The organism is Ursidibacter arcticus (assembly GCF_009761375.1).
GTDB classification, from domain to species: domain Bacteria; phylum Pseudomonadota; class Gammaproteobacteria; order Enterobacterales; family Pasteurellaceae; genus Ursidibacter; species Ursidibacter arcticus.
Window position 1 is genome coordinate 1 of sequence record NZ_LEKM01000012.1, and the last position, 13,099, is coordinate 13,099.

12 protein-coding genes and 1 pseudogene are annotated in these 13,099 nt (G+C 38.1%); 2 read left to right on the forward strand and 11 right to left on the reverse strand.

The window, feature by feature from the left end; translation table 11 throughout:
- Positions 1-53 precede the first annotated feature (53 nt).
- On the reverse strand, positions 54-317 hold the full coding sequence (gene rpsT, locus A1D25_RS00320) for a 30S ribosomal protein S20 (RefSeq protein ID WP_157393734.1): 264 nt from the start codon (positions 315-317) through the stop codon (positions 54-56).
- Between the two features lie 245 nt (positions 318-562).
- On the opposite strand from rpsT, the gene murJ reads away from it, so the two are divergent.
- Positions 563-2,140: a murein biosynthesis integral membrane protein MurJ gene (gene murJ, locus A1D25_RS00325; protein WP_157393778.1), complete on the forward strand. Its 1,578-nt coding sequence runs from the start codon at positions 563-565 to the stop codon at positions 2,138-2,140.
- Positions 2,141-2,144: 4 nt separating this feature from the next.
- Here the strand turns inward: murJ and murQ are convergent, their stop codons facing one another.
- From murQ to brnQ, 4 genes are all read right to left on the reverse strand, one after another.
- Positions 2,145-3,047: an N-acetylmuramic acid 6-phosphate etherase gene (gene murQ / locus A1D25_RS00330; protein WP_420825100.1), complete on the reverse strand. Its 903-nt coding sequence runs from the start codon at positions 3,045-3,047 to the stop codon at positions 2,145-2,147.
- A gap of 170 nt (positions 3,048-3,217) precedes the next feature.
- Positions 3,218-3,787 (reverse strand): acetate uptake transporter, encoded by a 570-nt coding sequence (locus A1D25_RS00335; protein WP_157393736.1) that lies wholly within the window; start codon positions 3,785-3,787, stop codon positions 3,218-3,220.
- 8 nt (positions 3,788-3,795) lie between these two features.
- Entirely contained in the window at positions 3,796-4,848 is a 1,053-nt protein-coding gene (locus A1D25_RS00340) for an extracellular solute-binding protein (protein WP_157393737.1), read from the reverse strand.
- A 139-nt stretch (positions 4,849-4,987) separates the two neighbouring features.
- Complete coding sequence (gene brnQ, locus A1D25_RS00345) at positions 4,988-6,274, reverse strand: branched-chain amino acid transport system II carrier protein (RefSeq protein ID WP_157393738.1); 1,287 nt, start codon at positions 6,272-6,274, stop codon at positions 4,988-4,990.
- A 236-nt stretch (positions 6,275-6,510) separates the two neighbouring features.
- Between brnQ and A1D25_RS00350 the strand changes: the two genes are divergently transcribed.
- On the forward strand, positions 6,511-7,044 hold the full coding sequence (locus A1D25_RS00350; protein ID WP_157393739.1) for a cytochrome b: 534 nt from the start codon (positions 6,511-6,513) through the stop codon (positions 7,042-7,044).
- 153 nt (positions 7,045-7,197) lie between these two features.
- On the opposite strand, the gene fabG is transcribed toward A1D25_RS00350, so the two are convergent.
- From fabG to A1D25_RS00380, 6 genes and pseudogenes are all read right to left on the reverse strand, one after another.
- Entirely contained in the window at positions 7,198-7,923 is a 726-nt protein-coding gene (gene fabG, locus A1D25_RS00355) for a 3-oxoacyl-ACP reductase FabG (protein ID WP_157393740.1), read from the reverse strand.
- 57 nt (positions 7,924-7,980) lie between these two features.
- Positions 7,981-8,916 (reverse strand): ACP S-malonyltransferase, encoded by a 936-nt coding sequence (fabD, locus tag A1D25_RS00360; protein ID WP_157393741.1) that lies wholly within the window; start codon positions 8,914-8,916, stop codon positions 7,981-7,983.
- Between the two features lie 68 nt (positions 8,917-8,984).
- Positions 8,985-9,650 (reverse strand): annotated as a pseudogene (locus A1D25_RS00365) (epoxyqueuosine reductase QueH); the annotation flags it as partial.
- Positions 9,651-9,719: 69 nt separating this feature from the next.
- Positions 9,720-10,703, reverse strand: a complete 984-nt coding sequence (gene ispB / locus A1D25_RS00370) for an octaprenyl diphosphate synthase (RefSeq protein WP_157393743.1) — start codon at positions 10,701-10,703, stop codon at positions 9,720-9,722.
- Between the two features lie 173 nt (positions 10,704-10,876).
- Positions 10,877-12,163 carry an HlyC/CorC family transporter gene (locus A1D25_RS00375; RefSeq protein WP_157393744.1) on the reverse strand — a complete coding sequence of 429 codons (1,287 nt, stop codon included), beginning with the start codon at positions 12,161-12,163 and terminating at the stop codon, positions 10,877-10,879.
- A gap of 95 nt (positions 12,164-12,258) precedes the next feature.
- Positions 12,259-13,038, reverse strand: coding sequence for a cytochrome C assembly family protein (locus tag A1D25_RS00380; protein ID WP_157393745.1), 780 nt, complete (start codon positions 13,036-13,038; stop codon positions 12,259-12,261).
- Positions 13,039-13,099 lie beyond the last annotated feature (61 nt).

Here is a 13,099-nt window from a genome sequence, read left to right on the forward strand (position 1 = left end):
TTGGATACAACAAATTGGGATTTGTCATCAGTCTGTTTAGTATGAAATACTAATTAGCCTAATTTTTTAATTTGAGCAACTAATTTAGATTTGTGGTTAGCTGCTTTGTTAGCGTGGATTAAGCCTTTAGATGCCATACGATCCACTACTTTTTGCATTTCAACGAAAGCTGCTTCTGAAGCTGCTTTATCACCAGTTGCTACTGCTGCGTAAACTTTTTTGATGAATGTACGCATCATAGAGCGTTGGCTTGCGTTGTGTTGGCGACGTTTTTCAGATTGAATCGCGCGTTTTTTTGCTGACTTGATATTAGCCAAGGTCAAACTCCTAAAAATATCTGTGTAAAAATAAAAAACATAAAAAGCAGATAATTGGGCTTTTTATGTGCTATCGATAGTTTAAAGATTCATTTTCAACGAGACACGTGCTTGAAAATAACATCGTTTCACGCAAGAACAATTCTTGTGTAAAAGATAGTGGGCGATTTTAGCAGTTTTTTTCTGATTTTCCTACAACAAACTGCTAAAATTCCGATCAATTTTCAATGACAAAGAGAAAGCTTGTGAGTAAGAAATTATTAAGATCGGGGATCATCGTAAGTAGTATGACTCTGATTTCTCGTATATTAGGTTTAGTTCGAGATGTAGTTGTTGCCAATTTACTTGGCACAGGAATTGCGGCAGATGTATTTTTATTCGCTAACCGCATTCCAAATTTTTTACGCAGGCTATTTGCAGAAGGTGCATTTTCTAAAGCCTTTGTACCTGTATTAGCCGAATATAATGCCGATGATGATCCGAATAAAACCCGTGAGTTTATTGCTAAAGTCTCTGGTACATTGGGTGGATTAGTTTCGATTGTAACTTTAGTTGCAATGATTGCTTCACCTGTTGTTGCGGCATTATTTGGAACTGGGTGGTTTTTAGATTGGGTTCAAGATGGACCTAATGCGGAGAAATTTACCCAAGCATCGTTATTATTAAAGATAACATTCCCTTATTTGTGGTTTATAACCTTTGTTGCATTGGCAGGAGCGGTACTTAACACCTTAGGTAAATTTGGTGTAATGGCATTCTCCCCTGTTTTATTAAATGTTGCAATTATCGCAGTGGCTATTTGGGCAGCACCTTATTTTGATTCGGCTGATGTCGCATTAGCTTGGGGAGTATTTCTTGGTGGATTACTTCAATTCTTATTCCAATTACCTTTCTTAAAAAAAGAAGGATTATTAGTTAAACCGCAGTGGGCGTGGCACGATGAGGGCGTAAAAAAAGTCCGCACATTGATGATTCCTGCACTGTTTGGTGTATCTGTGACACAGCTTAATTTACTGTTAAATCAAGTGATTGCCAGTTTTTTAGTTACAGGCTCAATTAGTTGGCTTTACTATGCCGATCGTATGATCGAATTCCCTTTGGGATTATTTGGGATTGCCATCTCTACGGTTATTTTACCAAGTCTTTCTCGTATTGCTAAACAGAAAGATCTGACAGCACACCAACGAGCAGATAACTTTGCTCAAACGATGGATTGGGGGGTTAGAATGGTGTTGTTGCTTGGTGTGCCTGCAATGATAGGGATTGCAATTTTAGCTGAGCCGTTAATGATGACGATGTTTATGCACGGTAAATTTCAGCTTGTTGATGTTGTGGCCTCTGCTAAAGCCTTATTTGTAATGTGTTTTGGGCTAATTAGCTATATGTTGATTAACGTTTTGGCGAATGGGTTCTATGCCCATCAAAATACGAAAACGCCTGTTAGAATCGGGATTATTGCTGCAATCAGTAATATTTGTCTTGGCGTATTAGCTATTCCATTTGGGTATGTTGGACTCGCAATGGCATCGGCATTATCAGCTTTGGTGAATGCTACATTACTGTATCGTGGGTTGATGAAAAATCAGGTGTATAAAATCAGTAATAAAACCATTCTATTCAGCCTAAAATTACTGATTGCAGGCTGTATTATGGGGGCTTTTGTTTCTTATTTTTCACCTGAATTACACCAATGGGTGTTGCTTTCAATTTGGGGAAAAATCCATTGGCTTATTTGGTTAATTTCCCTTGCTGCGATTGCCTATTTTACTACCTTAATTGCATTAGGTATTCGTCCTAAGGATGTTATTATGGTAGCAACATAGAGTCTTATTTTGTGGGATTTAATACCTGATGAATAAAACCATTTGATTGGCTTAAACGCATTTTTGCTTCTTTTGCCGATATTTTTAAAAGTAGCATTACAATCGCAACCTTGCACTCACCATTAGCTTCTTGTAATGCTAACTCTGCTTCCAGTCGTTCACACTGTGTAGCCTGTATAACAATATTTTTTTGTCGTTCAACTAATTTTGCATTGGTGGCAACAACATCAACCATCAGATTACCAAACACTTTACCTGTTTTAATCATTGCACCTGTCGTTAGCATATTCAAAATTAATTTTTGAGCGGTTCCTGCTTTCATTCTTGATGAGCCTGTAATGACTTCTGCTCCAACAATCGGGGTAATTGCAATATTTGATAATACAGCCAATTGAGAGTTAGGATTACAGCTTATTCCAATTGTAGTACATCCTATTTCCCGAGCATATTCAATTCCAGATAAAACATAAGGTGTTCTTCCACTTGCAGCAATTCCAACAAGAACATCTTTGTTATTTAATGCAATATTATTTAGGTCTTGTATTGCAAATTCACGATTATCCTCAGCATTTTCAACTGCTTTTAATATGGCAGGATAGCCGCCAGCGATTAATCCGATAACCTGATCGCTTGGAGTTCCAAAAGTTGGTGGACATTCACTTGCATCTAAAATACCTAAACGTCCAGAAGTCCCTGCACCGAGATAAATTAGTCTTCCTCCACGATTAAAGCTGCTAGCGATTAAATCAACGGCTTTAGCGATTTCTGGCAATACTTTTTGTACAGCAAGTGCCACCTTTTGATCTTCGTGGTTTATCACTTTAAGCATATCTAAGGTTGAAAGTCGATCAATATTTTGGCTTGCCGTATTTTGGCTCTCAGTGATCAACTGATTGATTGAAACCATCATTAAAAATTTCCTATAACTAAACTAATTGTGATTATTTTATTCTAAATTAACTGATAGTAGAGAATAATTTGCTTTATTTGAGAAGGTAACTACGAACGTTAAATTAGAAAAGGAAAAGGGCCTAATCCGATATATCGAATAAGCCCTTTGAATCATAGTCTATAGATTTAAGCCTTAGGAGCACCAATTGGTAATACCGTACGACCAAAACTTTCGTTAATAATTTCTGCAGCCGCTAAGTAGAATGCTAAAAATGCAGTTAATAAACCAAAGTTACCGCCAATATGCGTAATTGCGTGGTTACCTGTAAAATCACCTGCTGCTAATAAGTAGAAAGTAATGGTTAAGGCTAAGAAAATAGCTTGTAACGCACGAGGTTTTGTTAATGTACCAATGAACATCATTAAAGTGAACGTACCCCAAACCACTAAGTACCAACCAATAAACTCAGGTGATACGGTTGATGCAAAAAATACTTTGAATAATGCAAATGACCACCAAAACGCACCGTAGCTGGTAAATGCAGTAAAACCAAAAGTGTTGCCTTTTGAGAATTCAAACATTCCTGCGATCATTTGAGCTGTACCACCGAAAGCAAAACCCATTGCAAGGACTAATCCAACGTTATCGCCAGAAAAAGTACCATTATTGATTAAGCTAAGTAACCAAGTTGTTAAAGCAAATCCACATAAACCTAATGGGCCTGGATTTGCTGTTGCTGTATTGTGAGCAGACATTAAAACCTCTATTTGTTATTTGTTCTAAGTAAATTCCAGTATTTCTCGTAGATTTCGACAGCTTCGCCGACATCACTTTGTAAAATACCTTTCTCAATTTCTTCAAGGGGTGGGAAAACCAAGGGATCATTGACAAGGCTTTCACTTAATAACGCTTTGACGTTTTCGTTTGGCATTGAGAATCCCATTGTTTCAATCACCTCTTTTGCACTTTCAGGACGCAGCAAGAAATCAATAAATTTATGTGCTGCTTCCTTATTTTGGGCATTTTTAGGAATTGCGTAATTATCCATCCAAACAACTGCACCTTCTTTCGGGAAAACAAATTGAATGTCTGAATTTTCGCTTTTCGCACGATGTGCCGAGCCTGTCCATTGCATACCAATATCCACTTCACCTTGTAAGTAAGGCATTTCAGGGGAATCTGAGTTAAATACAAGTACATTTGGCACAAGTTTTGTTAAACGCTCATAAGCGGCTTTAATCTCGTTCTCGTCTGTGGTATTCGGTGATTTACCGTCTAACAACAATGCGATATGAAACACCTCACGAGCATCATTCATTAGCAATAATTTGCCTTTGAATTCTGGTTTCCAAAAGTCGCCCCAGCTAGTAATACTTTGCGGTTCGATTGCTGAAGCATTTACCCCTATGCCTGTTAAACCATATACATAAGGGAGAGAAAATTTATTTTCAGGGTCAAACGGCTTACCCATCAGAGCCTTACTAACATTAGCGAAATTACTTAATTTGCTATGATCGATTTCTGCTAACATTCCTTCTTTTGCCATTTTACCGACATAATAACTTGAAGGAAAAACAATATCATAGCCTTTGCTATCGGCTAATTTAAGTTTAGAGTACATCTCTTCATTACTTTCAAAGGTTGAGTAGATGACCTCAATTCCCGTTTCTTTAGTAAATTGTTCCAAAAGAGATGACGGCACATATTCCGTCCAGTTATACACATACAATTTTTCTGCTGCTTGAGCAGTGATGGCAAATAGTGCAACAGATGTTGCGATAAGTTTGGTTAAAAACCCACGACCTAATTTGATCAACCTTTTGTCCTCTGCATAAAATAAAAAACTGCCATAATTTGCAAAAATTATAGCAGAACTAACCGCTTGCGATTATACCCTAAAAACTAATAGGTCTTAAGGTAAATTTTTTAAAGAATATATTCAAGTAAACTGGAGGTTATTTTAAAACAGTAATTTTCGAAAAAGAACTCCCAAATACAATACCTATAATCGCAAAAGGAAGCCATTCCATTGAATAGGCACTTAACGGTAATTGTGTAATAAATTCAATTTTAGCAACCGATGCAATGGCGATTACGGTAACTAAAATAATCGGTAAGCGTTGAGCTAATTTAGGCAATGGTATGACCAAATTAACTAACAGAACCAATAAAGCTGTCATTGAAATTGGGTAAAGTACCAATAATACAGGAACTGATTTGCTGATCACCGCATTTAGCCCTTGGTTCGCTAAACCAAAACCAATGAGGGTAAATAAAACTGCATAGGCTTTGTAAGGGATTTTCGGGAAAATACTATTAAAATAAGCAGAAGTTGAAACGACTAAGCCAATCGCTGTTGTTAAACACGCAAGAGTTACAATTAAACCTAACAGACTACGTCCAAGTTCGCCAAAGGCTTGATTTGCTGTTGTATTTAGAATAAATGTTCCTAAATGCTGACCTTTTGTTGCAACATCAGTAACCATATCTGTGCTCAATGGAATTTTATAGCCAATCCAACCGATAGAGATATAAATCACAGCAAGTGAAACGGCAGCAATCAATGCGGCTAACGTAGTTTGTTTTACCAAAGAACTATTAGCTTGAGCTTTTGCCTTGATACCATTGATGACGAGTACTGAAAAAGCGAATGCTGCTAGTGCATCCATTGTCTGATAGCCTTCAATAAAGCCTGTAAAAAATGGAGCATCTAATGTCTGAGCTTTAGTGGTGTCAGTTCCCGAAAAGAGCATTATTGCTCTTATTACTAAGGCGATAATTGCAATCAATAAAGCTGGAGTAAGAATTGCACCGATACGATCAACCATCTTGCTTGGGTTTAGACTTACCCATAACGTAATCGCAAAATAGCCAACGGTAAACAACAATAATGATGTAGGGCTAGCTTGCTCTAAAAATGGTGTAAGGGCGATATCATACGCCGTTGCGGCTGTGCGTGGAATGGCAAAGAAAGGCCCAATCGTTAAGTAAATAGCACTTAACAGTAATAAAGAAATGATTGGACTAATATTTTCTAAGGCTTTTTTATAACCACCTTCATAATACGCCGCCACAATAGTTGCGACTAAAGGTAAGCCAACACCTGTTAGAACAAACCCACCAATCGATATCCAGAAATCGACACCACTATCAAAACCTAATTTTGGTGGGAAAATTAAGTTACCCGCCCCAAAGAAAACAGCAAATAACATAAAACCCACCACAAGGGTATTTTTATTCATTATAAAACCTCACAAAAACGCAAATTGCGTACTATCCACTAAAAATCAATAAAATAAAAATGATGAACCAATTCAATTTTGAATTGGCTCAGATTGTTGCTAAACTCCCTGTGCTAAATACTATCAGAGAAATAAACTAACTTCTAATATTCTTAAAAATTTCTTAAGCTCTGATTTGTATTACCTAACGCTATTTCAACTTTTTGCTATTTTTTATTTATTAGAAAGGGGGAACTATGAATACTCACTATCCAAAAGCAATGATTTTTATCCATTGGCTTGTTGTGATTCTTGTTATTGCGACTTATCTTACAGCTGGAAACCCAGTCAGAAATGGAATTGTAGGGCAAATTCATACAGGTTGTGGAATAATGATCGCAACCATTTTTCTTATACGATTGGTTATACGTTTATGGTTTAACACCAAGATACCCAAACATAGTTTACCGAATTGGCAGCACTATTTAGCCTCAATCACACATATTATGCTTTATCTCTGTATGATTTTCATTCCGATAACAGGCTTTATGGCGTTATCAGATAATGCAATTCAGTATGAAATTTTAGGAATAGAGTTACCGTTATTCAGTGAAATTCCGATTTGGGATTGGGATTTATCAGTTGGCGAGTTACACGAGTTACTAGGGAATGGCTTTGTAGGATTAGCTGGTATCCACGCTTTAGCAGCGTTAGCTCACCATTTTATTTTAAAAGACAATGTGTTAAAGAGTATGTCTTTACATCATATCTTCGGTAACACAAATACTTAATCTATCTTGTAGAGGCTCACTCACAAATGAATATAACATTCGAGAGTTGCCCCTATACAAATTTTCTTAAAATTGCTCTTTATACAGTTGCTACATATATTGAGCAATTTTATCTATTACATTTTTATTGGTAGAACCGACCGCTTATAGCGATTAGCTCATATATAAACCGCCATTAACGTGAATGGTTTCACCGTTGATGTAGCCAGCATCATCAGAAGCAAGGAACGCAACTGCTTTCGCAATATCTTGTGCTGAGCCTAATTTGCCTGCAGGAATTTGACTTAAAATCGCATTTTTTTGATCTTCGGTTAATTCATCAGTCATATCTGTTGCAATAAAGCCAGGGGCTACCACGTTTACTGTAACGCCACGAGATGCCACTTCTTTTGCTAATGATTTTGAGAAACCAACCAAACCTGCTTTAGCTGCACAATAGTTTGTTTGACCAGGGTTACCCATTGAACCTACCACTGATCCAATCGTAATAATACGTCCACCTTTTTTCATCATTGGGCGTAATACTGCTTTTGATAAACGATAGACTGACGTGAGATTAGTTTGAATAATATCGAACCAATCGTCTTCTTTCATACGCATTAACAAGCCATCGCGTGTAATACCTGCATTATTGACAAGAATATCAATATCACCAAATTGTTCTTTAATTTGAGCGAGTACTTGTTCGATAGATTCAGCGTCAGCAACGTTTAACACTAAGCCTTTACCTTGTTCACCTAAATAAGCTGAAATAGATTCTGCTCCTTTTTCAGATGTTGCTGTCCCGATGACGAAAGCACCTTTAGACACTAATTCTTCTGCAATTGCTCGTCCAATTCCACGAGTTGCACCCGTTACTAATGCGATTTTATTCTGCATATATGTTTATCCTAATTGATTGATTATTCTCTCTTTCAAAAAGCGAGAAAAGGTAAATTAAAATTCGATAGCCTCAAAGGTTGCGACATCATTGACTGCTTTTGCCGAAAGTTCTTTGACAATGCGACTTGTTAAGCCTGTTAATACTTTATTCGGCCCGATTTCATATAAAGTTGTAACGCCTTCTTGTGCCATTTTTTCAACACTTTCTGTCCAACGAACAGGGCTGTAAAGTTGGCGAACTAAAGCATCACGAATTTTATCTGCATCACTTTCTACCACAACATCAACGTTGTTGATAACAGGCACAAGCGGTGTGTTTAATTGAATATTTTGCAATGCTTGAGCTAGTTTTTCAGCAGCTGGTTTCATTAAGGCACAGTGAGATGGCACGCTAACAGCTAATGGTAATGCACGTTTTGCTCCAGCTTCTTTACACAATTCGCCAGCACGTTCTGCAGCTGCTTTTGTCCCAGCGATCACAACTTGTCCTGGTGAGTTGAAATTCACTGCCGAAACAATTTCGCCCACTTCTTGTTGGGCTTGTTCGCAGGCTTTGATGATTGAATCATTGTCTAAGCCGATAATTGCAAACATTGCCCCCGTCCCTGCTGGTACAGCACTTTGCATTGCTTGTCCACGCAGTTCAACTAGCTTAATCGCATCTTGGAAATCTAATACTCCAGCACAAACTAAGGCAGAATATTCCCCTAAACTATGTCCAGCCATTACTGCAGGTTTTTGCTCTGGGAATTTCTCTTGCCAAATACGATAAAGTGCCACTGATGCAGCTAATAAAGCAGGTTGTGTACGCTGTGTTTGACCAAGATCTTCAGCCGTTCCATTTTGAACAAGATCCCATAAATCATAGCCGAGAACATCACTCGCTTGTTTAAAAGTTTGTTCAACAACTGGGTAAATAGGTGCAAGATCCGCTAACATTCCAACCGCTTGCGAACCTTGTCCTGGGAATACCATTGCAAATTTAGACATTTTTTATCCTCTTATTTAATTTCTGAATTTTTCCCGTTTTTATGACGAATAGAGATTGAGCTAATCAGTTAATCCGCTGAATAATATAGCTTACCGATTTCAATCTTTTGGCGACCATTTGCTTCACGCCATTTATTGGTATCTCTTAATGAATAGACACAGCCACAGTATTCTTGTTGATAAAAACGCTCACGTTTACTGATTTCGATCATTCGTTGTGAACCACCGCCTTTACGCCAGTTGTAATCCCAATAGACCACATCATCATATTTTTCAGCGGCACGATGCCCACAACCATTGATTTGGTTCATATCTTTCCAACGAGAAATCCCTAAACAGCTCGTAAACACAGGGAAACCGTTTTGATGAGCGTATTCCGCGGCTTTTTCAAAACGCATATCAAAGCACATTGTGCAACGAATACCACGCTCAGGTTCATCTTCCATTCCCTTTGCACGATCAAACCAATTTTGGCGGTCGTAATCAGCATCAATAAAAGGAATACCCCATTTTTCAGCAAAGCGAATATTTTCTTCTTTGCGGATCAAATACTCTTTCAATGGGTGAATGTTCGGGTTGTAAAAATAGATGGTAAATTCAATCCCTGATGCGTGAATGGCTTCCATCACTTCTCCAGAACAAGGGGCGCAACAAGAGTGTAGCAACAATTTGTTATGTCCATTTGGCAGTTCTAATTTTTCACGCACAAAAGGTGCATTCGGATCTTTGCCCTTACGGGTCTTTTTGATTGGTTGTTCAGTCATAAGTATCACTTGAAATTAAAAAATTTACGCCATATCGGCTTAATAAGATCTATCCACAGACAAATACGCCAATGAAATCAATGCTTGCTTATATTCGCTCTCAGGTAACGCTGCAATCGCATCAACGGCTTTTTGTGCTTCTTGCTTGGCTCGTTGCATTGCATAATCAAGTGAATGATGTTCCGCCATAATTGCCAGAATTTCATCGAGTGCTTCACGTTTTCCGCCTTGCTCAATTGCTTCTCGAATCAGTGCAGATTGTTGTTCATTGCCATTTTTCATTGCGTGTAATAATGGTAAGGTTGGCTTGCCTTCGGCTAAATCATCGCCGATATTCTTGCCTAATTTTTCTGCATTCGCACTGTAATCTAAAATATCATCAATTAACTGGAAAGCCGTACCGAGATAACGTCCGTAATCTTTTAGTGCCGTAATCAAGCGAGCATCTGCTCCAGCAACAATCGCCGCACATTGTGTTGCTGCTTCAAACAGGCGAGCGGTTTTGCTGTAAATAACTTGCATATAGTTTTCTTCGGTTGTGTCAGGGTCATTAACATTCATTAGTTGCTGAACTTCACCTTCGGCGATCACGTTAGTTGCATCAGACATTACCGCTAAAATATCTAAGGATTGTAAACTTGCCATCATCTGAAAAGCTCGAGTATAGATAAAATCGCCAACTAATACGCTTGCAGCATTGCCAAAACGTGCATTTGCAGTTTCACGTCCACGACGCATATCCGATTCATCGACCACATCATCGTGCAGTAACGTTGCCGTATGGATAAATTCCACAAAAGCTGCACAGGTAATATGCTGTTGCCCTTGATAGCCTAAAGCGTTAGCCGCTAACACAGCGATTAACGGACGAATGCGTTTGCCCCCCCCACTAATAATGTAATGACCAAGTTGGTTAATGAGAACAACATCGGAATTAAGTTGAGCCAAAATTGCGTGATCAACAGCTTGCATATCCGCTTTGGCAAGTGCAGAAATCTGTTCAAGGGTAAGTTGCTTTGTCATTGATGAAATCTTTTGATAATAAATAAGGCGAGATTTTACCTTAATGTGTAGATTGGTTCAAAACAAGAATGCAACCAAGCGGTCTGTTCCGATGAGAAATTTGCAAAAATAGCAGTATTAAAGGATTTTATGAGTAGAAAGGACGCCAATTGTGATCTGCGTCCCATTATACATTACTCTTCTGTTTCACCAGAAGACAGTGGATTAAGCGGTTCAACCTTAGCGAGTTTTACCATATTGTCGTTTACTTCCAAAATCGTAACTTTCAGATTTAGTAAGGTAAATTGCGTATCTTCATCTGGGATTTTTTCTAAATGTTCCAAGATCAAGCCGTTAAAGGTGCGGACTTCATCAACGGGTAAATTCCAGTTAAAGAGCTTGTTAAGATCACGCAAGTTTGCAGAACCTTCGATCAATACCGAACCGTCAGATTGCGGTTTAACTTCTTCGTCTAATGTCGGTGCGGCTGATGTGGTAAATTCTCCCACAATTTCTTCTAAAATATCTTCTAGCGTAACCAAACCTTTAATATCACCATATTCATCAACTACTAGTCCGATACGTTCTTTATTGGTTTTGAAGTTCATTAACTGTGTAGTTAATGGTGTACCTTCGGGGATAAAATAGGCTTCATCAACAGCACGAACAAGCATCTCTTTAGTAAATTCATTACGCTCTAGCATTAGACGGAAGGCTTCTCGAACGCGTAACATTCCAAGAATACTTTTATCCATATTGCCTTTGTAAATTACCACACGAGCGTGTGCAGCACCTGTGAGCTGACGCATTATGGCTTTCCAGTCGTCATCAATATCAATTCCACCGATGTCATTGCGGGGAACCATAATATCGTCCACCGTTACTTTTTCCATATCTAAGATAGAAACAAGCATATCTTGGTGAGCGGTTGGAATAAAACGTCCTGCCTCAAGTACCACTCCACGCAACTCTTCGCTACTTAACCCTGATTTTTCTGATTTACGAATGCGAAAAACTTTCATTAAGCCATTGATGATTAAGTTCATTAAGAAAACAATTGGCAACATCAATTTTTGGAGCGGCATTAAAATATGGCTAACACTAAAACCGACTTTTTCAGGGTAAATGGCAGCAACAGTTTTTGGGAGAATTTCAGAAAAGACGAGCATTACAAGTGTAAGTAAACCTGTTGCAATCGCTACCCCTGCATCACCAGAAAGTTGTAAACCGATCATACCTGCAATGGTAGCGGCAGCGTTATTGACAAGGTTATTACAAATTAAAATAAGGCTTAATAGCGAGTCGGTTTTACCAAGTAGTTTTTCTGCTTGTTTTGCACCACGATGACCTTTTTCAGCCAAGTGTCGCATTCGGTAGCGGTTTAAAGACATCAGCCCTGTTTCAGAGCCAGAAAAAAATGCGGATAGAATTAAAAGAATAGCAAGGGCAATAAATAAGCTACTCAGGGGGATACTTTCCAACGTAAAATTCCTATGTTCGTTAATCAAATAAGCGGTGAGATTTAAGAAAATTTTTGCAAAAAATAGCGAGAATCTAACCGCTTCCTAACCCGTATTTATACGATACGGCTGCCAAAATAGGCAAATGTGAGTAGCATCATACCCGAAATTGAGTAAATTAGCACCCGATTTCCACGCCAGTGTAGCTTCCATTGCCCTAATAATAAAATGCTATACACAATCCACGCCATAAACGAGAAAATAGCTTTATGAATTTGCTCTGGAGCAAGGAAGTTTTGCAAATAAATCATTCCCGATGTGAGTGTTAGGGTTAAAAATAGCTGTGCAACTAATGTTAGCGTAAAAAAATGGCGGTTTACTGTCATCAATGGCGGTAATACTGGGGAAAGTGCCTTTTTCTTGCTTTTTAAGCGACTATCTAGCCATTTCAGTTGGAAAGCATAGAGTAGTGCAATAAAAAAGAGAGCGTAAGAAAAAATGGCAATAGCTAAATGGAACATCAACCCTTTGTTTTCAGCAATTTGTTTGATAAAGCTACCTTCAACAAAGGTCGATAAAGTAACGTGGATCATTCCTATCGCATAAATAATAGACAAGGGAAACCAAATGGTTTTCCATCGAAGTAAGGCTAAAGTGGCTACCCCACTAATGCTAAGGCTAATTAGTGAGCCGACATTCATTATTGTGAAATTTTGCCCTTCTCCGATAAACAAGAGCTGTGAAACATTAACTGAATGGAAAATCACTGCAGTCAATCCTAACAGAAAGACTGCTTTTACATTAAGTTTTTGACTCGTTTCTAAATGGGCTAATGTTGGTGTAATCCATAACAATGCACCAAGATAAGTCAGAATGGCTAATATAGCGAATAACATTTTGAATGCCTAAAAAATAAGAATAGTTTTCAATAGAGTATAACGTTATCAGTTTTTCGAT

Excerpts from the sequence above, each read along its gene's own strand:
- murQ (WP_420825100.1), bottom strand. The coding sequence starts at position 3,047 with ATGGTTTCAATCAATCAGTTGATCACTGAGAGCCAAAATACGGCAAGC.
- A1D25_RS00335 (WP_157393736.1), bottom strand. The coding sequence starts at position 3,787 with ATGTCTGCTCACAATACAGCAACAGCAAATCCAGGCCCATTAGGTTTA.
- brnQ (WP_157393738.1), bottom strand. The coding sequence starts at position 6,274 with ATGAATAAAAATACCCTTGTGGTGGGTTTTATGTTATTTGCTGTTTTC.
- A1D25_RS00350 (WP_157393739.1), top strand. The coding sequence starts at position 6,511 with ATGAATACTCACTATCCAAAAGCAATGATTTTTATCCATTGGCTTGTT.
- fabG (WP_157393740.1), bottom strand. The coding sequence starts at position 7,923 with ATGCAGAATAAAATCGCATTAGTAACGGGTGCAACTCGTGGAATTGGA.
- fabD (WP_157393741.1), bottom strand. The coding sequence starts at position 8,916 with ATGTCTAAATTTGCAATGGTATTCCCAGGACAAGGTTCGCAAGCGGTT.
- ispB (WP_157393743.1), bottom strand. The coding sequence starts at position 10,703 with ATGACAAAGCAACTTACCCTTGAACAGATTTCTGCACTTGCCAAAGCG.
- A1D25_RS00380 (WP_157393745.1), bottom strand. The coding sequence starts at position 13,038 with ATGTTATTCGCTATATTAGCCATTCTGACTTATCTTGGTGCATTGTTA.